This is a genomic window from Ruegeria sp. BB7 (assembly GCF_056539365.1).
On record NZ_JBQFUV010000002.1, the window covers coordinates 110,373 to 135,983 of the forward strand.

General features: G+C 57.6%; 22 protein-coding genes. 16 read left to right on the forward strand and 6 right to left on the reverse strand.

The features are described 5' to 3' along the window. Window positions 1-65: 65 nt before the first annotated feature. On the reverse strand, window positions 66-3,860 hold the full coding sequence (locus ACR0D7_RS05615; protein WP_480678106.1) for an efflux RND transporter permease subunit: 3,795 nt from the start codon (window positions 3,858-3,860) through the stop codon (window positions 66-68). Further along, complete coding sequence (locus ACR0D7_RS05620; RefSeq protein WP_480678107.1) at window positions 3,857-5,089, reverse strand: efflux RND transporter periplasmic adaptor subunit; 1,233 nt, start codon at window positions 5,087-5,089, stop codon at window positions 3,857-3,859. The genes ACR0D7_RS05615 and ACR0D7_RS05620 overlap by 4 nt, the downstream gene beginning before the upstream one ends. Before the next feature lie 225 nt (window positions 5,090-5,314). On the opposite strand from ACR0D7_RS05620, the gene ACR0D7_RS05625 reads away from it, so the two are divergent. The 5 genes from ACR0D7_RS05625 to ACR0D7_RS05645 all read left to right on the forward strand — a co-directional run bounded on the left by ACR0D7_RS05625 (window position 5,315) and on the right by ACR0D7_RS05645 (window position 10,685). Continuing rightward, on the forward strand, window positions 5,315-5,986 hold the full coding sequence (locus tag ACR0D7_RS05625; protein ID WP_480678108.1) for a hypothetical protein: 672 nt from the start codon (window positions 5,315-5,317) through the stop codon (window positions 5,984-5,986). 39 nt (window positions 5,987-6,025) lie between these two features. Next, complete coding sequence (locus tag ACR0D7_RS05630) at window positions 6,026-7,348, forward strand: PQQ-like beta-propeller repeat protein (RefSeq protein WP_480678109.1); 1,323 nt, start codon at window positions 6,026-6,028, stop codon at window positions 7,346-7,348. A 48-nt stretch (window positions 7,349-7,396) separates the two neighbouring features. Beyond that, window positions 7,397-8,860, forward strand: a complete 1,464-nt coding sequence (der, locus tag ACR0D7_RS05635; protein WP_480678110.1) for a ribosome biogenesis GTPase Der — start codon at window positions 7,397-7,399, stop codon at window positions 8,858-8,860. 164 nt (window positions 8,861-9,024) lie between these two features. Further along, window positions 9,025-10,011, forward strand: a complete 987-nt coding sequence (locus ACR0D7_RS05640) for a fatty acid desaturase (protein WP_480678111.1) — start codon at window positions 9,025-9,027, stop codon at window positions 10,009-10,011. Window positions 10,012-10,106: 95 nt separating this feature from the next. After that, a complete protein-coding gene (locus tag ACR0D7_RS05645; RefSeq protein ID WP_480678112.1) occupies window positions 10,107-10,685 on the forward strand; it encodes a helix-hairpin-helix domain-containing protein in 579 nt (192 codons plus the stop codon). Between the two features lie 57 nt (window positions 10,686-10,742). Here ACR0D7_RS05645 and serS read toward each other — a convergent pair whose 3' ends face one another. Both serS and ACR0D7_RS05655 read right to left on the reverse strand, forming a co-directional pair. Beyond that, complete coding sequence (serS, locus tag ACR0D7_RS05650; protein ID WP_170382677.1) at window positions 10,743-12,035, reverse strand: serine--tRNA ligase; 1,293 nt, start codon at window positions 12,033-12,035, stop codon at window positions 10,743-10,745. 71 nt (window positions 12,036-12,106) lie between these two features. After that, entirely contained in the window at window positions 12,107-13,771 is a 1,665-nt protein-coding gene (locus ACR0D7_RS05655) for a mechanosensitive ion channel family protein (RefSeq protein ID WP_480678113.1), read from the reverse strand. Between the two features lie 202 nt (window positions 13,772-13,973). Between ACR0D7_RS05655 and yajC the strand changes: the two genes are divergently transcribed. The 10 genes from yajC (at window position 13,974) to ACR0D7_RS05705 (ending at window position 20,873) form a co-directional block, all read left to right on the forward strand. Further along, window positions 13,974-14,261 carry a preprotein translocase subunit YajC gene (yajC, locus tag ACR0D7_RS05660; protein ID WP_170382681.1) on the forward strand — a complete coding sequence of 96 codons (288 nt, stop codon included), beginning with the start codon at window positions 13,974-13,976 and terminating at the stop codon, window positions 14,259-14,261. 33 nt (window positions 14,262-14,294) lie between these two features. Continuing rightward, on the forward strand, window positions 14,295-15,956 hold the full coding sequence (gene secD / locus ACR0D7_RS05665; RefSeq protein ID WP_480678114.1) for a protein translocase subunit SecD: 1,662 nt from the start codon (window positions 14,295-14,297) through the stop codon (window positions 15,954-15,956). 1 nt (window position 15,957) lies between these two features. Further along, entirely contained in the window at window positions 15,958-16,926 is a 969-nt protein-coding gene (gene secF / locus ACR0D7_RS05670) for a protein translocase subunit SecF (protein WP_170382685.1), read from the forward strand. Next, entirely contained in the window at window positions 16,919-17,665 is a 747-nt protein-coding gene (locus ACR0D7_RS05675; protein WP_480678115.1) for a TSUP family transporter, read from the forward strand. Before secF ends, ACR0D7_RS05675 begins: the two co-directional genes overlap by 8 nt. A gap of 8 nt (window positions 17,666-17,673) precedes the next feature. After that, window positions 17,674-18,027, forward strand: a complete 354-nt coding sequence (locus ACR0D7_RS05680) for an Mth938-like domain-containing protein (protein WP_170382689.1) — start codon at window positions 17,674-17,676, stop codon at window positions 18,025-18,027. A gap of 56 nt (window positions 18,028-18,083) precedes the next feature. After that, window positions 18,084-18,698 (forward strand): heme ABC exporter ATP-binding protein CcmA, encoded by a 615-nt coding sequence (ccmA, locus tag ACR0D7_RS05685; RefSeq protein WP_480678116.1) that lies wholly within the window; start codon window positions 18,084-18,086, stop codon window positions 18,696-18,698. Continuing rightward, window positions 18,695-19,351 (forward strand): heme exporter protein CcmB, encoded by a 657-nt coding sequence (ccmB, locus tag ACR0D7_RS05690; RefSeq protein ID WP_170414442.1) that lies wholly within the window; start codon window positions 18,695-18,697, stop codon window positions 19,349-19,351. The genes ccmA and ccmB overlap by 4 nt, the downstream gene beginning before the upstream one ends. 61 nt (window positions 19,352-19,412) lie before the next feature. Next, window positions 19,413-20,186, forward strand: a complete 774-nt coding sequence (locus ACR0D7_RS05695; protein ID WP_480678117.1) for a heme ABC transporter permease — start codon at window positions 19,413-19,415, stop codon at window positions 20,184-20,186. Further along, window positions 20,183-20,341 (forward strand): heme exporter protein CcmD, encoded by a 159-nt coding sequence (ccmD, locus tag ACR0D7_RS05700; protein WP_170325323.1) that lies wholly within the window; start codon window positions 20,183-20,185, stop codon window positions 20,339-20,341. Before ACR0D7_RS05695 ends, ccmD begins: the two co-directional genes overlap by 4 nt. After that, entirely contained in the window at window positions 20,334-20,873 is a 540-nt protein-coding gene (locus ACR0D7_RS05705; protein ID WP_480678118.1) for a DsbE family thiol:disulfide interchange protein, read from the forward strand. The genes ccmD and ACR0D7_RS05705 overlap by 8 nt, the downstream gene beginning before the upstream one ends. Window positions 20,874-20,990: 117 nt before the next feature. Here the strand turns inward: ACR0D7_RS05705 and acnA are convergent, their stop codons facing one another. Further along, the gene (gene acnA / locus ACR0D7_RS05710) at window positions 20,991-23,681 is read right to left on the reverse strand and encodes an aconitate hydratase AcnA (protein ID WP_480678119.1); all 2,691 of its coding nucleotides are present in this window, start codon (window positions 23,679-23,681) and stop codon (window positions 20,991-20,993) included. A 222-nt stretch (window positions 23,682-23,903) separates the two neighbouring features. On the opposite strand from acnA, the gene ACR0D7_RS05715 reads away from it, so the two are divergent. Then, on the forward strand, window positions 23,904-24,605 hold the full coding sequence (locus ACR0D7_RS05715) for a DUF1223 domain-containing protein (RefSeq protein ID WP_480678120.1): 702 nt from the start codon (window positions 23,904-23,906) through the stop codon (window positions 24,603-24,605). Here the strand turns inward: ACR0D7_RS05715 and ACR0D7_RS05720 are convergent, their stop codons facing one another. Then, window positions 24,606-25,529, reverse strand: a complete 924-nt coding sequence (locus ACR0D7_RS05720; protein ID WP_480678121.1) for a lysophospholipid acyltransferase family protein — start codon at window positions 25,527-25,529, stop codon at window positions 24,606-24,608. Window positions 25,530-25,611 lie beyond the last annotated feature (82 nt).

Consider the following 25,611-nt stretch of genomic DNA (forward strand, 5'->3'; position numbering starts at 1 on the left):
GTGTCCGCAAATTCGGACCAATGTGCTGTAAAAAAAATGACGAGCCTGAGGGCTCGTCATTCATATTATTCTGCGGCTTTCAGCGGTGAGGTGGGTGGCGACCCCGGATCCTCTTCTGATTCCGTACCTGGGTCCGCGATGGGTGTTTCGTCGCCCCAGACCACTTCGGTCGCCTGCGCGTGGCGTACCGCCTTTCCGATTGCCATGTCCTGCGCAACCTGGCTTGACCGCCCGCCTGACGCGCGAGCTAGGAGTTTGCCGAGCCACACCAGATAAGTCGTAACCCAAACTCGCAGCGCCAGCAGAGATGGGGTCACGATCAAAGTCAGAACTGTTGCGATACCCAACCCGAACACAACGGCGGTGGCCAGTTGCTTCCACCACAAAGCCGTCGGGCTGTTGATCGAATAACCGCCATTGATGAAATCCAGTGACAGCCCGAACATCATCGGCGTCAGGCCGGCCATCGTAGTCAAAGTGGTGAGAAGAACCGGGCGGATACGTGCTTCGGCCGTACGAACAATCGCCTCGATCCGGGGCATGTAGCGGCTGTATTCCTGATAGGTGTCGATCAGAACGATGTTGTTGTTTACCACGATCCCGGCCAGCGCCACGATGCCGGTCCCGGTCATGATGATCGAGAAAGGCTGTTGCATCACAATCATTCCGATCAGAACACCTGTGGTCGACAGCACAACAGCCAGCAGAACCAGAACCGAGTTGTAGAACGAATTGAACTGGGCCAGCAGGATCACGAACATAAGCCCCAGCGCGCCAAGGAATGCGCTTTGCAGGAAGGCGCCGGATTCCTCCTGATCTTCCTGATCGCCCGTCCATTCCCAGCTGACAGCGTTCGAGAAGGGATCAGTGTTGAGCCATTCCGTGAGAACTGCGATCCGCTCGTTCGGGTTAACCAGGGCAAAGCGGGCATCACCACTTTCAATGGCGGCCTTCAGGTCTTCAACGGTCGAGGCTCCGGTCAGTTGAAACAACTCGTATACTATCCCGGTTGGGCCAGTAACGGTCGTGCCATTAGGCTCTGTACCTTCTTCTACCGCACGAACGACGGCCAGCTGCTGCACGGTTCCCTCTGGGCCACCCACAACAATCTTGGATAGGCCGGGCTCAACATCCGCCTTCACATCATAATACCGTTGCTGGTCGATCCGGTTGATCTCGGCCAGTTTGGCCACCGGTTGACGAGTGACAAAGTTGGACAGCGGCACCAGTCCGTCAGGGGTGCGGACCTTGAGCGAATCCAGCGTCGACAATACGCGATCCTGTTCAGGCAGGCGCACACGGATTTCGACTTCTTCATCGGTGGTGTCAGGGCGCATTTCGCCCAGCAGGATACCGCGCGTGACCAGCTGCACCATTGCGCCGACTGTGGCCACGTCAGCACCGAAACGACCAGCCTTGGCCACATCCACGTCAATCTGCCAGTCGATACCGGGCAGGGGCAGGGTGTCTTCAATCTTGATTAGGCCCGGCGTTTCGTCGAACACAGCGCGTGCGGATTGGGTTGCTGTCGTCAGTTCCTCCCAGCCATCCGCCTTGATGCGCAGATGCACTGGCTTGGCTGAGGCCGGGCCCTGCTCCAACGGCAGAATTTCAACGATGAAACCGGGCAGCTTGGCGAGTTCCGCATTCAATTCATCCAGAACGTAATCACCGTCAAATTCGGGGTCGATGATCTCACGATCGAAAAGGCCGAAAAAGGCGGGTTCGGTTTGCGTGGGCCGATCTTCCCAAGGAGTGATCTCGAATTGTACGCGGCCTACGGTATCGGCAGGGGCCGAGGCCCCCCCATCGTTCTGGTTCAGGCCACCTTCACCAGCAAAGGCGAACACATTGGTCACGGCCGGGTGTGCGCTGATCACTTCTTCGGCGGCCAGCACAAGTGCATCCTTTTCCTGTAGCGACAGGTTGCCCCGTGCCCGAACATAGGCAGTGGCCTGTTCCGGTTCGGTTTCGACAAAGAACTCAACGCCACGGTTGTTGTTCATAAAGTAAATCATCACTGCCATCACGCTGCAGGCGACAACAGCAATTGAGACGACGGGCATGATCGGATTGCCGACCAGGAATTTAACCACAGAGCCGAACGGAGTGTGCTCGCGTGCGGAATGGACGCGCTCCTCGCGGTGGCGCTCGATTTTGGCCGCGCTCAGGGTCACCGACCCGGCAAAGCCACCCAGTATGAACAGAAATGCGCCAAAGACCACGCCGCCTGATGCGCCCTCGGGCAGCAAATAGCCTGGGTTCAGCATCTGCATCGCACCCAAGAAGATCATGTACAGCGACGGCGGGACGAGCACGGCACGCACCCACCACGGCGCTATTCTGCGCAACCAGTTGGACGTCCGGTCAAATGTCCGGCTAAGGCGGCCCGACACGCCGCCCACAATGGGAAGATAGATCAACGCAACAATCAGCGAGGACGACAGCACAAAGATCAACGTGATCGGCAACATCTTCATGAACTCGCCCGGAACACCGGGCCAGAACAGCATCGGAAGGAAAGCACAAAGCGTCGTCGCGGTGGATGATACGATGGGCCAGAACATCCTTTGCGCCGCCTCGACATAGGCGTGCATCGGGCCGATGCCCTCTTTGATGCGCTTGTCGGCGTATTCCACTACGACGATGGCACCATCGACCAGCATCCCCACCGCAAGGATCAGCCCAAACATCACCATGTTTGAAATGGTAACACCCATAACGGCCAGAAAAGCAAAGCTCAGCAGGAATGAGGTTGGGATCGCAAAACCCACCAACAGTGCCGCGCGCGTACCCAACGAGGCCAGAACAACGATCATCACCAATGCGATCGCGGTCAGGACCGAGCCCTCAAGCTGGCGTACCATCGAGGCGACGATACGGCTCTGGTCGTTCGAAGTGCCTACGTCTACTGCGGCACGCAGCTCTGCAGGCCACTTTTCCTGTGCAACGGCCAGGGTCGCTTTAACGTCGTCCACGGTGTCGATAAGGTTAAAGCCCTTGCGTTTGACCACCTGCAGGGCCACCGTCGATTGCCCGTCGAACCGCGCGGTGCCTTCGCGGTCTTCGAAGGTGTAGTTGATTTGCGCCAGCTCACCCATTGTCACGACGCGGTCGCCATTGACCTTCACGGGCAGGCTATAGACATCCTCGGCGGTCTTGAATGAAGACGGGATCTTGACCGAGAATGTGCCTTGCGCCGTGTCCACCTCGCCCGCAGCGATCAGCTGGTTGTTGTTTTGTACGACGTTGATCAACTCGTCTGCTGATACGTTGTAGGACTCCAGCCGCAGCGGATCGATGATCACTTCCAGCATTTCGTCCCGGTTGCCTGCGATACCGGCTTCAAGCACCGAATCCAATGCCTCAAGCTCATCCTGCAAGTCCTTGGCGATACGCGCCATTGTGCGTTCCGGCACCGCCCCGGTCAGATTGACGATGACAATAGGAAATTCAGAGAAGTTGATTTCGTTGAGCGTATATTGCTCGGCACCTTCCGGAAAATCAGCCTGTGCGCTGTTCATCGCGTCGCGCACGTCGGCCATAATAGCCGTCTTGTCCCAGCCGAATTCGAACTCCAGTGCGATACCGGCATAACCTTCGGCGGCGGTGGCGGTCATTTCCTTGAGACCATCCAAATCCGCCAGTTCGGTCTCCATTGGCTTGATCAGCAGGTTTTCCGAGTCTTCAGCCGAGATGCCGGGGAATTGAACCGAGACGAACAGAGCCGGAATTTCGATGTCCGGCTCTCCTTCCTTGGGCAGTCCAACATAGGCAAACCCACCGACGATCAGCGAGATCGCGATGAAGGCCAGAACCATGCGGGCTCGGTTAGCGGCCCAAGCGACTAACCCTTTCATTGTGCAGCGTCCCGATAGGTGGGCTTAACTTTTACGCCCTGGGTCACGAATTCCTGCCCGACAACAATGACGTCAGCCGTTTCTGGCAACCCATTTACCCAAATACCCTCTGCGGTATCGCGCAACAGTTTGATTGGCATGAAATCGACAATATTACCTGCGCCCACGGTGCGCACACCCACTTGCCCTTCGTTGTTCAGGGTAAGGGCAGACTGGGGCAGGAGATGTGCCTTTGCTCCGTCGGCCGAAATGCGGATATCGGCGGTCTGACCGTCGCGAATGGTCAGGTCCGGGTTCGGAACTGTGATCTCAACTTCGAAGGTGCGGGTGGTTTCATCCGCTGAACGGCTGAGAAAGGTAACTCGACCCGCGACTTGCCGACCGGTGACCAGCTGCGCCGAAGCTTCGGAACCGACAATGATCTTGTTCACGTCAACCTCGGGTACGAAGCCGACCAGCTTAATCGGATCAAGCTGGATTACCGTCGCACAGAGCGATCCGGGCTGCATCAAGCTGCCAAGCTCAGCAGTGTCGCTTTCCAGCAATCCTTTGAAAGGTGCTTCGATGGTTTGCCGGTCAATTTCGCGCTGGGCGGCTTTGACTTCTGCGTTTGCGGCTTCAATTCCCGCGCGCGTGGCTTCAAGGCCGGCTTCAGCGGTTTTGATGCCGGCCTCGGCAGATCGCATCGCAGCCTCGCTTGAAATCCGGCGTGTTTCCGATCCGAAGCCTGTCTCTGACAACTTTTGTGCCGCGGTCAGATTGATCTGCGCTTCGGCGACAAGTGCGTGCGCCTCATCCAAACGAGCTTCGGCCTCGGGGATGCGGCTTTCGGCCTCCAGCTTGGCGGCTACGGCTTCGGCCAGGCTGGCGGGGCGGGTGCCTGGGTCCAGCTCGCACAGCAGATCCCCGGCTTCAACGAATGCACCCTTACGCTTGGGTTCCGAGATTACGGTCGAGGTGGTTTCGGCCAATACTTCGACCTGTCGATTGGCCCTGGTCTGCCCGCGCACCAACACGGCGCCGTCAATTTCCCGTGCGATGGACCGCATGGCAACCACAGCAATTGCTGATTGGCTCGACGTTTCGTGATCGGCGGTTTCGGTATCGGACGTCACGTCAACTTCGGTGTCACCGCGACCGGCAAATGCAAACAGCGCGTCCCTTTCGAAAACCAGAAGGTACAACGCGGTAACAACCAAGATTGCATTCACGAATGAAATCAGACGCATACAAGGCCTCACTACAGAATTATTCGCCGATTTTTTCTCGGCGCGCATGCTAGAAAATGGGGACAAGCATGCATCTTTTCCACACTAAACTGAATAGTTCGGTTCACTTTTTTTCGCAAGGGTGGCGTGTCGCCGCGAAAATGTGCGAATTCCGGCTCTTGGCTTGGCCGGGAGGCCGAGGTATGACATGGCGCCATACATCAGCACAAAGCCTGGGGAGCAGGGATGAGCGACGTCGACAGTTTTATTGATGAGGTAACCGAAGAGGTTCGCCGTGATCGCCTGTTTCTGCTGCTGCGCCGTTGGGGTTGGGTCGGGGTTCTTGCCGTGGTCCTGATCGTGGGTGGCGCTGCGTTTAACGAGGTTCGCAAGGCTCGTATCACGGGGCAGGCTCAGGATTTGGGGGATGCGATTCTTAATGCGTTGTCGCAAAATGAATCGGCTGATCGTGTCGCCAGCCTTGAGGAGATCGAGGCTGCCACGCCGGGCGGAGATGCCGTTCTGAACATGTTGCTGGCGTCATCGCAAATCGAGGCCGGATCGCGGGATGAGGCGGTTGCAAGCCTGAACGCGGTGGCGGTACAGGGCGAGCTGCCGGATATTTACCGAGCGATTGCTTCTTTCAAGGCTCTGCTGCTGCAGGCCGATACAATGCCAGCGGCAGACCGCCGTCAGCAATTCGAAGCGTTGGCGGCACCAGGTGCGCCGCTGCGGTTGCTGGCCGAGGAACAGTTGGCCTTGATCGACATCTCTGAAGGCAATGTCGATGCCGCGCTCGACCGGTTGCAGGCAATGCGTCAGGATGCTGAAATTGGCGTCGATCTTCAGCAACGCGCCGCGCAATTGATTGTCGCCTTGGGTGGCGAACCGGAACCGCTGGTGGCCCGGCAGGGTTGATCCGGCGGCATAAAGAATGACAGGCGAGTTCGGAGTACGATGGTGACAAGTATAATCTCCCGCATTGGATTGCCGATCGCGGCACTATCGCTGACTGTGCTGGCCGCCTGTGAGGAACCTGAAACCATCCTTTCCGGCCCGCGCGAGGATATTCGCCAGACTACCGACAATGTGACGGTGGCCACGCTTGGTTCGAAACCGATCAGCTTGCCGGCACAGAAAGCGAATGCCAATTGGCCGCAAAGCGCAGGGACGCCTGCATATCGCACCACCAATGCGGCTTTGCGTGCAGCACCGCAGCGCATTTGGTCCGCGTCAATCGGAGAGGGAGATTCGCGCAAGCGCCGTATCACCGCCGAGCCGGTGGCCGCCGGTGGCCTGATCTATACGTTGGACGCGGGCGCGAAAGTATCTGCGGTCACCCCACAGGGTCAGGTGGCGTGGAGCACAAACCTGATCCCTGCGAACGATGGCGACAGCGATGCGACCGGGGGCGGGATGGCGTATGCCAACGGCGTGCTCTACGTGTCATCGGGCTTTGGGCGGCTGACTGCGTTGGAAGGCAAGACCGGTGCGATCAAATGGCAAAAGCGCCTGAACGCCACCGGCAGTGGTGCGCCTTTGGTTAATGACGGCCTGTTATATCTGGTAGCAGGCGACGAAACCGGTTGGGTCGTGGACACCAAGGATGGTCGCATTGCCTGGCAGGTTCAGGGCACCCCGAGTGTGGGGAATGTACTCGGCGCTCCGGCTCCGGTGATTGCGTCGGAATTTGCTGTTTTTGCTTTCGGCTCGGGCGATATTTCTGCCGCGTTTCGCAGGGGCGGGATTCAGCGCTGGAACGCATCGGTAGCAGGCGGACGTCGGGGACGTGCGGTATCACAGATTGTTGACGTAACCGGCGGACCTATGGTTGTCGGCAACACTATCTACATCGGCAGCCACTCGGGACGCACCGTGGCGTTCGATGCAGGGTCTGGTGAACGGATCTGGACTGCCGAAGAAGGGGCTGTCGACACGGTCTGGCCTGCGGGCAATAGCCTGTTCCTGATCAGCGATCGTAGCCAGTTGGTTCGACTGAACAGCTCTGATGGTTCCATCGTTTGGGCGCGGGACCTGCCGGGGTTTGTCAAAGATAAACCGGGGCGTCGTGGCCCGATTGTTGCTCACTATGGCCCGATCGTCGCTGGTGGGCGCGTCGTGATCGCTTCGAATGACGGCTTCCTTCGGTTCTTTAATCCGGTGGATGGAACGCTGGTTAACAGCGTAGAAGTGCCCGGTGGTGCCACCACCGCACCCGTTGTCGCGGGACAGACGCTGTACGTCGTGTCGTCCAAAGGTGAACTGCACGCTTTCCGTTGACCGCAAGATGCGCTAAAGGGCGCGTCTGAGTCTTGAAAGTTGAGTATCATGTCGCTGACCCTCGCCATCGTGGGGCGCCCTAATGTGGGCAAATCCACTCTGTTCAACCGCCTTGTGGGCAAACGCCTGGCCCTAGTCGATGATCAGCCCGGCGTGACGCGTGACTTGCGCGAAGGCGAAGGGCGTCTGGGTGATCTGCGCTTTACGGTGATCGACACGGCGGGCCTTGAGGACGCGACTGATGACAGCCTGCAGGGCCGGATGCGCCGCTTGACCGAGCGCGCCGTGGATATGGCCGATGTCTGCCTGTTCATGATCGACGCACGTGTGGGTCTTACGCCGACGGATGAGATGTTTGCCGAGATACTGCGCAAACGCTCCAAACACGTAATTCTCGCGGCCAACAAGGCCGAAGGGTCAGCTGCGGACGCTGGTGTGCTTGAGGCTTATAATCTGGGCCTGGGTGAGCCGGTGCGCCTGTCGGGCGAGCATGGTGAGGGGATGACGGATCTCTACACGCAATTGATGCCGCTGGCTGACGCCGCCGAGGAACAGGCTGTGGACGATGCGCCGGAAACGGATATTGAACTGGACGAGGATGGTGAGGGTGAAACCCCGCTGATCACCGATGCCAAACCACTGCAGGTCGCGGTTGTTGGGCGCCCGAATGCGGGCAAGTCCACCCTGATCAACAAGATTATTGGCGAAGATCGATTGCTGACCGGTCCCGAGGCCGGAATTACACGTGACGCGATCAGCTTGCGGGTGGATTGGGCCGATCCTGAGGGCGATAGCACGCCAATGCGGATTTTTGACACGGCTGGGATGCGCAAGAAGGCCAAGGTGCAGGAAAAGCTGGAAAAGCTTTCGGTTTCGGACGGTCTGCGCGCGGTGAAATTTGCCGAAGTGGTCGTCGTGCTGCTGGACGCAGCCATTCCGTTTGAACAACAGGACCTGCGTATCGCCGATTTGGCCGAGCGCGAAGGACGTGCTGTTGTTGTTGCTGTCAACAAATGGGACATTGAAGAGGACAAGCAGGAAAAGCTGCGTGATCTGAAAGAGTCCTTTGATCGCCTGCTGCCGCAGCTGCGCGGCGCGCCTCTGATCACGGTTTCTGCGAAAACAGGCCGAGGATTGGAGCGTTTGCGTGCCGCCATCCTGCGCGCCCATGATGTTTGGAACCGCCGGGTTCCGACCGCTGCCCTGAACCGCTGGCTGACCGCTATGCTTGAACAGCACCCACCGCCAGCACCTCAGGGACGCCGGATCAAGCTGCGCTACATGACCCAGGCCAAGACAAGGCCGCCGGGGTTTGTTGTAATGTGCTCGCACCCTGACAAGATGCCCGCCAGTTATACACGCTATCTGGTCAACGGCCTGCGCGAGGATTTTGACATGCCGGGCACGCCGATCCGCCTGACTTTACGCGGGCAGGGCGACAAGAACCCCTACAAGGGTCGGCGCAAGAAAAACGCGGGCGCTTTGGCAAAGCATCTCAAAGGTCGCGCGTAACTGCGCCAATTTTCAGCATTTTTGGCTGAAGGGCGTGACAGCCCCGGTGCCGCAGGTTAGCATTAACCTGCGGGCATTTGTTTTTGTGCGCGCTGATTATATATGAGTAAAACGCAAATAGTTTCTCTTGGATATTAACTGAGCCAGACGCAGGGACAGGCCAAATGAATTTGCGGGAATACACACGACAATACGCAGTGCAGGATAATCGGCTGGCCGCGCTGAGCTATTTTGGAACCTTCGCTGTTTATTTCGCGTCGCTCACGCTGGCGATCATTTATGTCGACCGCTGGTACATCATGATACCCGCCGGGATCGTTTTCGCTTTTTCGGCCGTGCGTCTCTATGTGCTGCAGCATGATTGCGGTCACCATTCCTTGTTTGAAACCCGCGAGCAGAATGAATGGGCGGGGCACGGGCTGTCGCCATTCACGTTTGCACCGTTTGAGGTAATGAAGCAGAACCACAACCTGCACCATGCGGGTATCGGCAATCTGGAACATCGCGAAACCGGTGAAATTCACACCATGACGCTGCGCGAGTGGAATGGGGCGGATTGGAAAAAACGTTTGTACTACCGTCTTTACCGTAACCCGTTCATCCTGGTGCCAGTAGGTGCGCTGTTCACCTATTTCATCCGCTACCGCTGGCCCAAGAATACGGTGCGGTTCGGAGCGACGGGCGTGTTGCTGCACAATCTGTCAATCGTTGTCTTCCTTGGAGTGCTGTATCTGATCGCCGGACAAACGGGCATTCTGGTCTGGCTGGTGTTTTCGCTTTTGGGGGGCATGTTGGGCGTGTTCCTAGTCTACCTACAGCATAATTTTGAGGACACTTATTGGGACCGCCGCCCGGACCTTGACCCGCAACTGGCAGCTTTGCAGGGATCATCTGCCTTGGATTTTGGCTGGTGGTTCGACAATGCGGTGGCTTGCATCACCCTGCATGACATCCACCATTTCAACTCACGCATTCCATCGTATCGGTTGCGGGCATGCCATTATAACCTGCCGCCCGAATACACGCCGCGCCGGATCAAGTTCCCCGAGGCCGTGGCGGCGTTGAATCTGAAACTTTGGGACGAGGACGCCAAGCGCCTTGTGCCATTCCCCAAAAATGACAGGACCGGCACGCTGGCCCATGGCGCTTGAATTTCACGAAGCGTTTCAAAGACTGGCTGGCTTGCAGGTGTGATAACCCAGTGCATATTCGATAGAAGAACTGGGAGAAATAGGAAGGAGCCGAAATGACCGCAGTGACCGAAGTTAAGGGTGTAGGCGAGGCGCTGGAGCGGGCGCTGATTGCCAATGGATTTAAAACCGCAGAGGCCATCGCCAAAGCAAGCCCCGCTGACCTGGTAAAAATCCCCCGAATTGGCGCTGCTCGCGCCGCGGTGTTGATCGCCGCAGCGAAAGAGGCGATCGCAGTTAAACCCTCGACGGGCAAACCTGCTGCGAAACCTGCGGCCCGAAAACCGGTCACGCGTCGCACTGTCGCGCGCAGGCCAAAGGCACGTAAAACTGTCGCCGCTGCTGCTGCCGAGAAGCGCGCGGAAGAGGCCGCGCGCAAAGCCGCCGAGGAAAAAGCAGCCGCTGCGGCCGCTGAAGCAAAGGCCCGTAAGAAAGCCAAAGCCAAGGCAAAGGCTGAGAAGGCCGCCAAAAAGCTGCAAGAGATGGAGGCCGCGTTCTCGAAAGCTAAGGAAAAGGTGAAGGCCAAGTCCAAGAAAGACAAAAAGTCCAAGAAGGACGACAAGAAAAAAGACAAATCCAAGAAGGATAAAAAGAAGAAAGACAAGAAGAAGGATAAGAAAAAGGCGAAGAAGTAACTCTCCTCCGCCTTCCGTTCTTTTTGACCGGCACCGCGATGCGCGTGTGCCGGTTTTTTATGCCAGTGTGCCGTCCAGTTGCAGCGTCAGCTTGCCGCCCAGATACGGGGACAGCACCTCGGGCAGTGTCACTGTACCGTCTGCGTTCTGTCCGTTTTCAAGCACCGCAATCAGGCAACGCCCGACCGCCAGACCGGACCCGTTCAATGTGTGAACGTATTCCGGTTTGCCTCCGCCCTCTGGACGGAAACGCGCGTTCATCCGGCGCGCCTGAAAGTCACCACAGGTTGAGACCGAGCTGATCTCGCGATAGGTGTCCTGACCGGGCAACCATGCCTCGATGTCATAGGTGCGGCGCGCACCGAAACCCATGTCTCCGGTGCACAGGATCACGGTGCGATAGGGAATACCCAGTTTTTCCAGAATCCCCTCGGCACAGCGCAGCATGCGCTTTTGTTCGTCATCCGATTTGTCCGGATGCGTGACCGAGACCATCTCGACCTTTTCGAACTGGTGCTGCCGCAGCATGCCGCGCGTGTCTTTACCTGCGCTGCCCGCTTCGGACCGGAAACACAGGGAATGCGCGGTATAACGGCGGGGCAAGTAGCTTTCCTCGATCAATGTGTCGTTGACGATGTTGGTCAGCGAAACCTCGGACGTCGGGATCAGCCACCAGCCTTCGCGGGTCTGATAGCTGTCCTCGCCGAATTTCGGCAATTGGCCGGTGCCCTGCATCATTTCGGACAGCACCAGAACCGGGCCGTTCACCTCGGTCAGCTCGTTCTCGTTAATATGCGTGTCCAGCATGAACTGTGCCAACGCGCGATGGATGCGTGCAACGCCACCCGACAGCAGCACAAAGCGCGAGCCAGAGAGTTTGGCAGCCGTTTCGAAGTCCATACCGTTTTGAACGGCGTCGATCTCAAAATGCTCCTTGGGCGCAAAGTCCAGTTCGCGCGGTGTGCCCCAGCGGTTGATCTCGACATTGTCGTTTTCATCTGCGCCTTCGGGCACATCCTCAGCAGGTAGGTTTGCAATGCGGATCAGTTGATCGGTTAACAGGGCGTCCAGATCCTTGGCCTCGGTCTGCATGCGGGCGATCTCGGCCTTTTTCTCGGCGACCAGGGCGCGCAGACGTTCGAACTCGGCCTCATCGCCGCGCCCTTTGGCAGCGCCGACCTCTTTGCTGGCTTTGTTCTGTTCCGCCTGAGCCGTTTCGGCGGCCAGAATCTTGGCCCGACGGCTTTCGTCTAGCCGCAGCACATCTGACGACACCGGCGCATCCCCACGGCGCGCCAGAGCGGCGTCGAAGGCGTCAGGGTTTTCGCGAATGGCGCGGATGTCGTGCATGGTTCAGATCCTTAATGCGTGAATCACTGAAACCGCTTATGCACCATCTGAAAGGCGGGGTGTAGCACCGGTTACGACTTATCAGTGTCCGCGTGTGTTTCATGCGCCAGATGGCCATCCCACTGTTCTGCCGGGATCTTCGGCTCGGGCGGGTCGGCCATATAGGATGGTGTCATAATCTGTACGCCATTTTCATTGAACACTGCGACGATGTTACGGTGCAAGTCCGAACGGATTTTCGGGATGATACTGCCCCGTGTGGTATACCCGTTGACCTGATAGTTGATCGCGTAGTCCGCCAGCGCGGTCCACAGCACGAACGGCTGGGGCTTTGCCTTGATCCCCTTGGTTCGGTTGGCGGCCTCAATCAGCATGGCTTCGATCTTTTCGGGCGGCTCCTCGTAGCCGATGCCGACAGTCGTGTGCAACAACAAGCCGCTGCCATCCGTTTTCTTTGAGAAATTCACCACGTCCGAATTCATCAATTGCGCGTTGGGGATCGAGATCAGCTCATTCTTGATGGATTTCAGATGGGTCTCCATCAGTTTGATCTGGACCACGTCGCCTATGTGGTCCCCGATCTGAATACGGTCCCCGATCGAAGTCGACCGCCGATAGATCACAAACAGGCCGGCCAGCATATTCGAAACGACCGAGTTTGCGCCCAATGACAGCATCGCGCCTACAAGAATTGTCAGCCCTTGAAACGCAGCCGAATCCGAGCCCGGAATGTAGGGCACTGCAAAGACCAGAGCGATAAGGATCACGATGACACGGGCAATGTTGAAGGTGGGGCTGACCCAGTGTTTCTCGAAATCGCCCATGTCGAATGAGCCAGCTTCGACCGCATCAAAAAACACGCGCATGCCTTTGATAATGTACATAGTCACCCAGGTGATCAGGCCCAGCATGATCAAATTGGGGAAATAGCTGAGGATGCCTTGGAAAATCAGCAAGACCGGTTCGGTCAAATATGTAAGCAGAAGCTGCGCAAAATAGCGGGTTTCGGCAAAGGCCAGAAGAACAAAGGAGAGGTAGTAGTAGAAGCCCAAAAAGAAGATAACCAGCAGAACGAAATTCAGACCATACCGAACCAGTGCAGCAATCGCCTCGGCCTGAACGCTTTTGGCGGTGGCGGTCTCTACGTCCTTCAGGTGACGTTTGACGAATTTCAAAGTGCGACGACGAATTCTCCGGTGCAGCCATAGGATCACTACGACAAATACAACAAAGCCTATGGTCCAGGCAGCGGCCTCGATCGCCCCCGAGACTCGCGCCTCTTCAGTGCGATTGGCGCGATAGGCTTCGATGGCCTCTTTGATCGCGGTGCCGTGCAACACGCTGAGAACGCTCAGCTCCATCTGATCCAATTCGGCATCGGCGTTGGTAACAATAGATATCCGATCACCATCGGCCAGAATCCAGACACCGAACTCGCTCTCTTCATAAGTGATCTCAACGGAAGGTGCGTCCGAAGCTTCGGCGATTTCTATGATCTTCTCTTGCACATCTTCTGCGCGTTCGGGTGCGGGAAGGGCACTGGAGCCTCGGACCTGAAACAAAACGTCCCCGTCCACGATAACCGGAGCCATGAAAACTTCGGACTCTTCGACTTCTGGTGCTATGTTTTCGATGGGTGTTTCCTGCGCCCATACCGGGAAGGCAAACCACAGGCTCAACACCAGTGAGATCAGGAAATAAAACAATAAATCGAAGGGCTTGAATTGCCGTACCATACGTCCCCCTTAACCCGAACTATACCCAGTTTTTGCCCTGTTCATAGGGCATATCTGCAACGCTTTTCCTATTCTTGCAGCGTTAGGTTTGGGTTCAGGTAGGACACAGGGCTGCCTTCGCTTGCAAAGGGGCAACTCTAAGCATAGGTTCTCGCCAAATTTGCGGAGCTTGTCCGCAACGTCAAAACAAAAGGAATATCCCATGGAAGGTGGCGCAATCGCCCAGTTTCTCCCGCTGATCCTGATCTTCGCGATCATGTATTTCCTGCTGATCCGTCCGCAGCAGAAGAAGATGAAGCAACATCAGGCCATGGTCGAGGCTGTGCGCCGGGGCGATCAGGTTGTCACCCAGGGTGGTCTGATCGGCAAGGTGTCGAAGGTCAAGGAAGGCGACAACGAGATCGAGGTCGAGATCGCCGAGAACGTCAAGGTACGTGTGGTCAAATCGACCATTGCGCAGGTTCTGAACAAGACTGAACCAGCGAAGTAATTTCGCGCGACAATCCCTTGAAAAGGCAGGGTAATGCTGCAAATTGATACCTGGAAGCGGGTTCTGATCTGGTCGGTCTGTGTGATCGGCCTGTTCATGGCCCTGCCGAATGCGTTTTATACGCGCGTCGAGCAATCCAATGACGCCAAGGCCGCGATCGAACTTGGCATCGACACCCCCGAAATGCAGGCCGAAGCAGGGCAGTGGCCGAACTGGCTGCCGTCATCACTGGTCAATCTGGGCCTCGACCTGCGGGGTGGTGCGCATCTGCTGGCCGAAGTGAAGGTCGAAGATGTCTACGAATCCCGGATGGAGGCGATGTGGCCGGAAATCCGAGATGCCCTGCGGGATGAGCGTTCAACCGTAGGCACGATCCGCAAACAAGAGTCGGCCCCGGATGAGATTCGCGTCCGCATCAGTCAGCCTGAGGGGATGTCCCGCGCGCTGGAGGTTGTGCGCGGTCTGGCCCGTCAGGTGCAGACGCTGACCGGAGTTGGTGCCACGGACATCGAAGCCCGCGCCGAAGGCGACACGATTGTCGTGCAATTGTCCGAAGCGGAAAAACTGGCCTCGGATGACCGCACCGTGCGGCAGGCGCTGGAAATCATCCGTCGCCGGATTGATGAGGTTGGCACCCGCGAACCGACCATTCAGCGTCAGGGCGCAGACCGTATCCTGATTCAGGTGCCGGGCATCGGCAGCGCTGGAGAACTGAAAGAAATCATAGGCACAACCGCGCAGCTTACTTTCAATCCGGTGGCTGGTCGCGGCACTGACCCGGATGCCGTGCCGGGAATCGGGCAAGAGGTTGTGCCGTCGATAGATGAAACCGGAGTTTTCTATACGCTGGAATCCGCCCCTGTTGTTACTGGTGAAGAGCTGGTGGATGCGCAGCCTTCGTTCGATCAGAACGGCCGTCCGGCGGTCAGCTTCCGGTTCAATACCTCCGGCGCGCGGAAATTCGGTGACTATACACTGGAGAATATCGGCGCGCCTTTCGCCATCGTGCTGGATGACGAGGTGATCTCGGCCCCGGTGATCCAATCCCATATCCCGGGTGGATCGGGTATCATCACCGGTAACTTCACCGTCGAAGAAAGCACCAATCTGGCCGTCTTGTTGCGCGCCGGCGCGCTGCCTGCGGGCCTGGAGTTCCTAGAAGAGCGCACCATCGGGCCTGAGCTGGGGCAGGACAGTATCGACGCGGGTAAGGTTGCAACAATCGTGGCCTTTGTCGCGGTTCTGGTATTCATGGCGCTGAGCTATGGCCTTTTCGGGGTATTCGCCAACATTGCGCTGATCATCAACGTCGGTCTGTTGTTTGGGCTGCTATCGTTGATCGGGGCAACGCTGACTCTGCCGGGGATCGCGGGGATTGTTCTGACAGTCGGTATGGCGGTGGACGCCAATGTTCTGATCTTTGAACGTATCCGCGAGGAACTGAAATCTGCTAAAGGCCCGGCGCGGGCGATCGAGTTGGGTTATGAAAAGGCGTTGTCGGCCATTTTGGACGCCAATGTAACCACTTTCATCACGGCAACGATCCTGTTTGCCATGGGCAGCGGACCGGTGCGCGGCTTCGCAATTACGCTGGGGCTGGGTATTCTGACCTCAGTCTTCACTGCGATCTTCGTGACACGTCTGATGATCGTCATATGGTTCGAACGCCGCCGTCCGAAAATGATCGAGGTTTGACATGAGACTGAAACTCGTACCCCAGAACACCTCGTTCGATTTCTTCAGCCGCTGGAAGATCTGGCTGGGTATTTCGGGCCTGATGATGGTTGTGGCGTTTACGTCCTTCATGTTGCAAGGACTGAACTTCGGCATCGACTTCCGGGGCGGCACCACTATCCGAACCGAAAGCGCGCAAGAGATTGATGTGGGCGCTTATCGCGACGCCATCTCCCCGCTGGAGCTGGGCGATGTCACGATCACCGAGATTTTCGATCCCACATTCGGGCCGGATGAGAACGTCGCCATGATCCGGATTCAGGCACAAGCTGATGCTGAGGCTGTCTCGGCCGCGACGGTGTCGGCCGTTGAACAGGCGCTGAAGGTAGCCGCCCCGGATATCGAATTCGTCTCGGTAGAATCCGTTGGCCCCAAGGTTTCAGGGGAATTGATCCAGACCGCCGTGATTGCGGTGGTCCTCGCGATCGGAGCGGTGTTGGTTTACATCTGGCTGCGTTTTGAGTGGCAGTTTGCCTTGGGCGCCGTTGCTGCGCTCGTGCACGACGTGATCCTGACCATCGGTATCTTTTCGGAGCTGCAAATCCGTTTCGATCTGGCCATCATTGCAGCGTTGTTGACCATCGTCGGATACTCGCTGAACGACACCGTGGTCGTGTTCGACCGCGTGCGTGAGAACCTGCGGAAGTACAAGAAGAAAGACCTGAAAGAGGTTCTGAACATCTCGATCAACGAAACGCTCAGCCGGACGGTGATGACCTCGGTGACCACGTTGCTGGCACTGATCTCGCTCTATGTGCTGGGCGGCGACGTAATCCGTGGCTTTGTATTCGCGATGATCTGGGGTGTGATCGTGGGGACCTATTCCTCGGTCTTCGTGGCCTCGACCATCCTGCTGTGGCTGGGGGTCAAGCGGGACTGGTCCAAGCCGTCGAACACCGCTGGTAACCAGTTTGCCAACATCGATGCCTGAGTATTTCGGCCAGTCCCCCACGGGGCTGGCCATTATCCTTTTCGCCGCGTTTCTCGGCGGTGTGGTGCGCGGGTTTTCCGGCTTTGGCACCGCGCTGATTTTTCTCCCTATCGCTACACCGTTTCTAGGCCCTTTCGGGGCCATCATCGGCTTGACCATCATGGATATCTTTGGCCCGTTGCCGAACCTGCGCAGGGCGTGGAGCGCGGTGCATCGCAAGGATTTGCTGCGGTTATTGGCAGGGTGTGCGCTGGCATTGCCAGTTGGCTTGTGGACGCTGACGCAGGTCCAGCCAGAGGTCTTTCGCTATGCAGTCAGTTTTCTAGCGCTTTTCATGCTGGCTGTGTTGATCCTTGGGTTGCGTTACCACGGCCATGTAGGCCGAGCGATGGTTGCAGGCATCGGCGCAGCGGCTGGTTTTCTAGGGGGGGTATCAGGCCTGCCCGGTCCGGCAGTCATCCTTTTCTATATGTCCCGCCCGGTTCCGGTCGAAGTAATCCGCGCCACGATTCTACTGTTTCTGTTTGGCTTTGATTTCCTGATACTCGGATATCTGATGGGGATGGAACGGATTACCTGGTCTGCCGCCGCACTGGGGCTGGTGCTATCCGTGCCCAACCTGGCGGGCAATTGGCTGGGTGGTTGGCTGTTCCGGCCCGAGCGGGAAAAACTCTATCGTGCTGCCGCCTATCTGGCGATTGCGGCTGCGGCCTTGTCGGGCCTGCCGCTTTGGGGCTAGAAGACGCCATGCGCCTGAATGAGATCACCTACAATAATGCAGCCCCGGTTGATGGATACGGCCCCGGCTTTTTCCGGATTGGTGGACAGGTTCACGAAGGGGCCGTTCTGACCGGCCCTACGGGAACCGCAGCATGGGGTGGATACGAGGATGACGCACCGCTGCTTGAGCTGTCGGAAAACGTGGACGTGGTGTTCATCGGTACCGGAGCGGAGCTTGCGCACATCCCTTCAAACCTGCGCACGACTTTGGAAAACGCTGGGCTGGGTGTCGAGATCATGAACTCTCCGGCTGCTTGTCGCACCTATAACGTGCTGCTGTCCGAAGGGCGGCGTATAGCACTGGCCTTAATGCCGGTCTGAGGACCTGCGTCAAATCTCGCCTTTTGCCCCTGACAGCAATCAGATAAGCGGAACCCATGACACTGACTGTGACCGATCTGGCCATCGCCCGTGGTGGCGTTCCCGTCCTTGAGGGGCTGAGTTTTGCGCTGCATCCGGGCAAGGCGTTGATCCTGCGCGGGCCGAACGGCATCGGCAAAACGACGCTGCTGCGCACGCTGGCAGGGTTGCAGCCCCCGCTGACCGGACAGATTGACGGGGCCGAGGATCAGATCGCGTATGCCTCACATTCCGACGGGCTAAAGCCGACGCTGACTGTGGTTGAGAACCTGACCTTCTGGGCCTCGGTTTTCGGCACGAATGGCATCCAACCCGCGCTTGACGCCTTTGCGCTGAATGAGCTGTCGGATCGCCACGCAGGCAACCTTTCGGCTGGGCAGAAGCGACGGCTGGGATTGGCGCGGATGCTGGTGACCGGGAGGCCAATCTGGATGCTGGACGAACCCACCGTATCATTGGACCGAAACGCGGTGCAGATGTTCGCTGATGCCGTACGTGCGCATCTGGGGCAGGGCGGCTCGGCCCTGATCGCCACCCATATCGACCTGGGCCTGGATGGCGAGGTTCTGGACGTCGGTCCCAACAAGGCGAAACCCAAACCTATCGACGATTTCGACGGAGGCTTCCTGTGATCGCCCTGTTGCTGCGTGACCTGAAACTGGCTTTCCGTGCAGGCGGGGGCTTTGGCCTCGGTCTGGCGTTCTTCCTGATCGTGACCGTTCTGGTGCCGTTTTCGGTGGGGCCACAATCTTCGTTGCTGTCGACCATCGCACCAGGTGTTCTTTGGCTGGGCGCGCTGCTGGCCTGCCTTCTGTCGCTGGACCGCCTGCTGGCGCTGGATTGGGAGGACGGTTCACTGGATTTGTTGGCCACCGCGCCGCTGCCCTTAGAGGCGGTGGTTTCAATCAAAGCGCTGGCCCATTGGCTGACCACAGGCTTGCCTTTGGTTCTGGCTGCGCCGTTTCTGGGGGTGCTGCTGAACTTGCCGGTGCCGGGGTTCTTCTGGCTGGTGATTTCTCTGCTGATAGGCACTCCGGCCATGAGTGTGATCGGCACCTTCGGTGCGGCGCTGACCGTAGGGCTTAAGCGTGGGGGGCTGTTGCTGTCGCTGCTGGTCCTTCCGCTATACGTGCCAACATTGATATTCGGGGCAGAAGTAGCCCGCCGTGGGGCTACGGGGATGGAGACACAGACGCCTCTGTTGATGCTGGCTGGGATCACGGCAGCCACGATTGCCCTTTTGCCCTTTGCCAGCGCGGCCGTTCTGCGCATCAACCTTCGGTGACGCGTTCAAACTTTGACCAATGTCAATTGAGAACGCACCCGACTCGGACTAGATAAGGCCCATGTCTATCGCAGCTAAAGCCAACGCCCTCTGGGAATACGCCAATCCGCGCAAGTTCCTTGCCACCAGTGAACGGGTGATGCCGTTTTTCTGGATAACCTCGCTTGCGTGCATCGTGGTCGGACTGGTCTGGGGGTTCTTCTTCACGCCGGACGATTACAAGCAGGGTTCGACCGTCAAGATCATCTACCTTCATGTGCCTGCTGCGCTGATGGCGATCAATTGCTGGCTGATGATGCTGGCGACCTCACTGGTCTGGCTGGTGCGCCGTCACCACGTCAGTGCGCTGGCTGCCCGTGCTGCCGCTCCGATCGGCATTGTCATGACGCTGATTGCGCTGGCGACGGGCGCAATCTGGGGGCAGCCGATGTGGGGTACTTGGTGGGCCTGGGATCCACGCCTGACCTCGTTCCTGATCTTGTTTCTGTTCTACTTGGGCTATGTCGCCCTGTGGGAAGCAATCGAAGATTCTGATACAGCCGCCGATCTGACCTCAGTTCTGTGTCTGGTCGGATCGGTTTTTGCGATCCTTAGCCGCTATGCGGTGAATTTCTGGAACCAGGGTTTGCATCAGGGTGCATCTGTAATGCGTGCCGCTGCCGTGACGGGTGCGGATACGGAAGAGAAGGTTAGCAATATCTATTTCTATCCGCTGCTGCTGTGTATCATCGGCTTCGTGCTACTATTCATTGCGCTGGTCCTGTATCGCACCGGTACTGAAATCCGGGCACGGCGGATCAAGTCGCTGTTGGCGCGGGAAAGGGTAACCGGATGATCCCTGATCTAGGAAAATACGCCGATACGGTTCTGTGGTCCTATGCGGCCTCGATCGGGCTGCTGGTTCTGCTGATTGTGTTCAGTATTGCGCGCGGGCGCAAAGTGCGCGCCGAAATGGAAAAGGTTGAACAACGGATGACGCGCAATGGCTAAGATATCGCCCCTGATGCTTGCGCCTCCACTAATATTCGGCGCTTTTGCTGTTATGGCTGGTATCGGCATGTTCCGCGACGATCCCGATGCGCTGCCATCGGCACGTCAAGGTCAGCCGTCGCCGCCAGTGGTTCTGACCGAGTTTCCGGGGAAGAAAGCCTTCACTGATGAGACATTGCGCGACGGAGAGGTCAAACTGGTCAACTATTGGGCCAGTTGGTGTGCGCCTTGTCGCGTCGAGCACCCGAACCTTGAGGCGCTGTCCAAGGAAGGCATTCCTGTATACGGCATTAATTACAAAGATAAGTTGGACAATGCCGAAGCTTTCCTGAACGAATTGGGTGACCCCTATGAGGGCATCGGACGGGATGAAAAGGGCCGTATGGCGTTGGATTGGGGCGTCTATGGTGTGCCAGAAACTTATGTTGTAGACGGCGATGGAAAGATCATCCTGCGTTTTGCTGGGCCTGTCACCCAACGCATCATTGAAAGCACGATCCGCCCGGCGCTTGAAGAGGCAAAGAGCGACTAGATATTGGTTTGGAGTTTGTCTTTTGGGCCAACAAAACCCATTGGGCTGGTCTGCGACAACGTAGCCATCGAATAAACAAAGGGCGCCCGATTGGACGCCCTTCTTTTTTGCGCAAATTCAGCTCGCTTTGGCCAAATTGCGCAGCACATATTGCAGCACGCCGCCGTTCTCGATGTATTCGATCTCGGGTGCGGTATCGATGCGGCACTTGAGGGTAATGGTCTTCTCGGTGCCGTCGCCATAGACGATCGTGCAAGGCACTTCCTGCAACGGTTCAACCGAATGCAGTCCGTGGATCGAAACCGTCTCATCACCCGTCAGCGCCAGCGTCTTGCGGCTGTCGCCGTCGGTGAATTCGAAGGGGATCACGCCCATGCCAACAAGGTTGGAACGGTGGATACGCTCAAAGCTTTCAGCGATCACGGCCTTGACGCCCAGCAGTGCGGTGCCTTTGGCCGCCCAGTCGCGGGACGAGCCTGCACCGTATTGCTCACCGCCAAACACCACCAGCGGCGTGCCTTCGGCCTGATAGGCCATCGACGCGTCATAGATTGAGGTCTGCTGACCGTCCGGCCCCTTGGTATAGCCGCCTTCGACGCCATCCAGCATCTCGTTCTTGATGCGAATATTGGCGAAGGTGCCGCGCATCATGACCTCATGGTTGCCTCGGCGCGAGCCGTACGAGTTGAACTCGCGCGGTTGCACCTGACGATCCATCAGATATTTGCCCGCAGGCGAGGTTGTCGCGAAGGACCCAGCGGGCGAGATGTGGTCGGTGGTGACCATATCGCCCAGAATGGCCAGAACCTTTGCCCCTTCGATGTTCGAGATCGTGCCCGGCTCAGGCCCCATGCCCTGAAAATAGGGTGGGTTCTGGATATAGGTCGATGTGGGCGGCCAGTCATAGGTTTCCTGTTGCGGAACCTCGACATCGCGCCATTTCTCATCGCCTTTGAAGACATCGGCATATTTCGACTGGAACGCATCGCGGGTCACCGTCTGCTCGACCAGTTCCGCAATTTCGCTTTGGGTTGGCCAGATGTCCTTCATGAAGACGTCGTTGCCATCCTTGTCCTGCCCAATCGGTTCCGAAGTCAGGTCGATATCCATGGTGCCCGCCAGCGCGTAGACGACCACCAGCGGCGGTGACGCCAGATAGTTGGCGCGCACGTCGGGCGAGATGCGCCCCTCGAAGTTGCGGTTGCCCGACAAGACCGAGGTGGCGACCAGATCGCCCTCGGCAATGGCTTCGCTGATTTCCTTCTGGATCGGACCCGAGTTGCCGATGCAGGTGGTGCAGCCATAGCCCACAAGGTTGAAGCCGATGGCGTCCAGATGCTGTTGCAGACCTGCGGCCTCAAGGTATTCCGACACGACCTGCGATCCGGGCGCCAGCGAGGTTTTGACCCAGGGTTGGCGGTTCAGGCCCAGTTCATGCGCCTTTTTCGCCACCAGACCGGCACCGATCATCACATACGGGTTCGAGGTGTTGGTGCAAGAAGTGATCGAGGCGATCACGACCTTGCCTGATTCCATGCCGTAGTTTTCGCCTTTGACTTCGACCTGTTTACCCATCGGGCGTTTGAAGGTTTGCGCCATTTCGCGTGTAAAGGCCATCTTGGCGTCGGTCAGCGCAACATAGTCCTGCGGACGTTTCGGCCCCGAGATCGCTGGCACGATGGTGCCCATGTCCAGCGAGAGGGTGTCGGTGTAAATCGGCGCGTAGTTCTCATCGCGCCAGAATCCGTTCTGCTTTGCATATGCTTCGACCAGCGCCAAGCGATCCTCATCCCGCCCGGTATTGCGCATGTAGCGCAGGGTTTCGCCGTCGATCGGGAAGAAGCCGCAGGTCGCACCATATTCCGGTGCCATATTGGCGATGGTGGCACGGTCGGCCAGCGGCAGGCGGTCCAGTCCTTCGCCGTAGAACTCGACGAATTTCCCGACCACGCCCTTTTCGCGCAGCATTTCCACGACCTTCAGAACAAGGTCAGTACCAGTGGTGCCTTCGACCATCGAGCCGGTCAGCTCAAATCCCACAACTTCGGGGATCAGCATCGAGATCGGCTGACCCAGCATCGCGGCTTCGGCCTCGATCCCCCCAACGCCCCATCCTAGAACAGCCATGCCGTTGACCATAGTGGTGTGGCTGTCGGTGCCGACCAGCGTGTCGGGGTAGGCGACCTCATCCCCGTTCTGGTCGGTGTCGGTCCAGACGGTCTGGGCCAGGTATTCCAGGTTCACCTGGTGACAGATGCCGGTTCCGGGGGGTACAACACGGAAGTTGTTGAAGGCCGACTGGCCCCACTTCAGGAACTGGTAGCGTTCCATGTTTCGCTCGTATTCCCGGTCCACATTCATCTGGAACGCGCGCGGGTTGCCGAATTCGTCAATCATGACCGAGTGGTCGATGACCAGATCAACCGGGTTCAGCGGGTTAATCTTTTGTGCGTCCCCACCCAGCGATTTGATGCCGTCGCGCATCGCTGCCAAATCGACTACAGCGGGAACTCCGGTAAAATCCTGCATTAGCACGCGGGCTGGGCGATAAGCGATTTCTCGAGGGTTCTTGCCGCCATTTGCCGCCCATTCGCCAAAGGCTTTGATGTCATCGACCGAGACAGAGAACCCGTCATCCTCGAACCGCAACATATTCTCCAGTACCACTTTCAGGGCAGCCGGAAGCTTTGAAAAATCGCCCAGACCAGCCTCTTGCGCAGCTGGGATCGAGTAATAGGAAAAAGATTTGCCATTAACGCTCAGGGTGCGGCGTGTGTTGGCGGTATCCTGACCGACTTTGATGGGCATATGTTGGCCTCCCTCTCAAATATCTTGGATTTTGGGGTTTGCTGTTTGATTTCTTTAGCATGATCGCTGTGCGTTCAAGGCTTAGTTGCCTTGATGTCAAAATTGTATGCGCTGGTATATGTGACAAGGGCGGTTGCACAAAAATCTCAAGAAACCTTGATTGGAGGTTGAACGTCGATCCGTTTAAACCTTTTGAACACCTTCAAAATTCCGAGATTCCTAATGTTCAGAATTGCTCCTGCGACTGCGTTTATTTCCTTGCTTCTCGCCTCATCGGTCGTGGCAGAAAATGACCCGGTCGTGGTTGAGCTGTTCACCTCGCAAGGCTGTTCATCCTGCCCGCCCGCTGACAGGTTGCTGCATGAACTGGCCCAGCGCGACGACGTGATCGGGCTGGCGCTGCACGTTGATTATTGGGATTACATCGGGTGGGAGGATGAGTACGCCATTCCCGGTCATACCCGGCGTCAGCGTGCCTATGCACGGCAGGGTGAGAGGTCAATGATTTACACACCGCAGATGGTGGTGAACGGGCAGCATGACGTGGTGGGGGCGCAATCGCGTGAGTTGGATCAGTTGATCAATGCGCATCTTAGCGCTGCACCTGAGGCCGAGGTTAAGGCAGCAAGATCTGGTCAAGACGTTACAGTGAACGTAACCCCGATCGAGTTGGACGAAGATGAAGTCTATGATGTTCGACTGGTGCAATACTCACCCATGCGTCACGCTTCAATTCGTCGGGGTGAGCTTGCGGGGCATGAACTTGACTACGCCAATGTTGTGGAGTCCTGGCAACTTGTCGGGCAGTGGGACGGGGTTGTGCCGCAGAAATTTTCAGCGGTGTTGACTTCGGACCTGCCAGCTGTGGTGCTGGTGCAAAGGGTCGGACACGGCCCGATCGTAGCAGCCACCAAGGTCAAGTAATCAGGGCATGTCCTCGGGCCGCACGCCCAAGCGCCTCCAAGCTTTCCAACGCCGGTGAATCCAGAACCATTGTCCCATATGCTGCCGGACGATGGCTTCAAGGTCATCGTTGGTGACCTGGGTCATGGTTGTGGGGTCGGTATGTGGGACCGGATCGTGCAGCACGATTTCAAAGTCAATCCCGTTGGGCTGGCGAATGGCGTAGCATGGGATGAGCACGGCCTTATATTTTATCGCCAGTTCCGCGTTCAAAACTGACGTCACGGCGGGTTTGCCGAAAAAGGTAAGTTCTTCGCCGCCATGGGCATGCAGGTCCGAGACGATCGCGATAATGCCACCCTTCTTGAGAGAGCGTACCATCTCAACCATACCACGTCGCCCTTGTTCAAACATGGGTGCACCGGTCTTATAAAATGCCTCGACATACATGTCGTTGAAATACGGGTTTGCCATGCGTCGGTAGAGGCAGCCAATGGGCTGGCCGCTACGATTTTGCAGCGCTATGCGGGCGGCAAGATAGTGCCCGAAATGCGCTGTTATCATCATAATCGGGCGCCCCTCGGCTACGGCGGCGTCAAACGCAGCTATGCCGGAGCCGGAAACCTTGGCTTTAGCTTGGCGTTTGGTGAAGTCCTCGGGCGAGAAATGCTCCATAATCGCGCGGCCCGCGTTGTCAGGAACAGCCCGGCAGATGCGCTTGACCTCGGAGTTTGGCAGATCAGGGCAGGTCAGTTTTAGATTTCGCTGCACGCGCTTCGTAAAGCCGACTAAAGGAGCAACCCCACGTACAATGGCACCCATCGTTGCGATGCGCCGCTCATAGGGCAGCAGGCGCATTGCGCCTATCAAGCCCTTTAGAAACAGCCCGGTGACATAGTATTTCCGAAGCGCCCCTCGGCTGAGTTCCGACTTTTCGACGGGCATAATCTGGTCTCACCGGCTGTTGCATATTGCCGGATCAGACATACAAGGCGCGTCCTCTGACCACAAGCGCTCCTATGCATCG

Excerpts from the sequence above, each read along its gene's own strand:
- ACR0D7_RS05625 (WP_480678108.1), top strand. The coding sequence starts at position 5,315 with ATGAGCGACGTCGACAGTTTTATTGATGAGGTAACCGAAGAGGTTCGC.
- serS (WP_170382677.1), bottom strand. The coding sequence starts at position 12,035 with ATGCACGACATCCGCGCCATTCGCGAAAACCCTGACGCCTTCGACGCC.
- ACR0D7_RS05620 (WP_480678107.1), bottom strand. The coding sequence starts at position 5,089 with ATGCGTCTGATTTCATTCGTGAATGCAATCTTGGTTGTTACCGCGTTG.
- ACR0D7_RS05720 (WP_480678121.1), bottom strand. The coding sequence starts at position 25,529 with ATGCCCGTCGAAAAGTCGGAACTCAGCCGAGGGGCGCTTCGGAAATAC.
- secD (WP_480678114.1), top strand. The coding sequence starts at position 14,295 with ATGCTGCAAATTGATACCTGGAAGCGGGTTCTGATCTGGTCGGTCTGT.
- ACR0D7_RS05695 (WP_480678117.1), top strand. The coding sequence starts at position 19,413 with ATGTCTATCGCAGCTAAAGCCAACGCCCTCTGGGAATACGCCAATCCG.
- secF (WP_170382685.1), top strand. The coding sequence starts at position 15,958 with ATGAGACTGAAACTCGTACCCCAGAACACCTCGTTCGATTTCTTCAGC.
- ccmD (WP_170325323.1), top strand. The coding sequence starts at position 20,183 with ATGATCCCTGATCTAGGAAAATACGCCGATACGGTTCTGTGGTCCTAT.
- ACR0D7_RS05615 (WP_480678106.1), bottom strand. The coding sequence starts at position 3,860 with ATGAAAGGGTTAGTCGCTTGGGCCGCTAACCGAGCCCGCATGGTTCTG.
- ACR0D7_RS05675 (WP_480678115.1), top strand. The coding sequence starts at position 16,919 with ATGCCTGAGTATTTCGGCCAGTCCCCCACGGGGCTGGCCATTATCCTT.
- ccmA (WP_480678116.1), top strand. The coding sequence starts at position 18,084 with ATGACACTGACTGTGACCGATCTGGCCATCGCCCGTGGTGGCGTTCCC.
- der (WP_480678110.1), top strand. The coding sequence starts at position 7,397 with ATGTCGCTGACCCTCGCCATCGTGGGGCGCCCTAATGTGGGCAAATCC.
- ACR0D7_RS05715 (WP_480678120.1), top strand. The coding sequence starts at position 23,904 with ATGTTCAGAATTGCTCCTGCGACTGCGTTTATTTCCTTGCTTCTCGCC.
- ACR0D7_RS05630 (WP_480678109.1), top strand. The coding sequence starts at position 6,026 with ATGGTGACAAGTATAATCTCCCGCATTGGATTGCCGATCGCGGCACTA.
- ACR0D7_RS05645 (WP_480678112.1), top strand. The coding sequence starts at position 10,107 with ATGACCGCAGTGACCGAAGTTAAGGGTGTAGGCGAGGCGCTGGAGCGG.
- ACR0D7_RS05655 (WP_480678113.1), bottom strand. The coding sequence starts at position 13,771 with ATGGTACGGCAATTCAAGCCCTTCGATTTATTGTTTTATTTCCTGATC.
- acnA (WP_480678119.1), bottom strand. The coding sequence starts at position 23,681 with ATGCCCATCAAAGTCGGTCAGGATACCGCCAACACACGCCGCACCCTG.
- ACR0D7_RS05680 (WP_170382689.1), top strand. The coding sequence starts at position 17,674 with ATGCGCCTGAATGAGATCACCTACAATAATGCAGCCCCGGTTGATGGA.
- ACR0D7_RS05640 (WP_480678111.1), top strand. The coding sequence starts at position 9,025 with ATGAATTTGCGGGAATACACACGACAATACGCAGTGCAGGATAATCGG.
- ACR0D7_RS05705 (WP_480678118.1), top strand. The coding sequence starts at position 20,334 with ATGGCTAAGATATCGCCCCTGATGCTTGCGCCTCCACTAATATTCGGC.
- yajC (WP_170382681.1), top strand. The coding sequence starts at position 13,974 with ATGGAAGGTGGCGCAATCGCCCAGTTTCTCCCGCTGATCCTGATCTTC.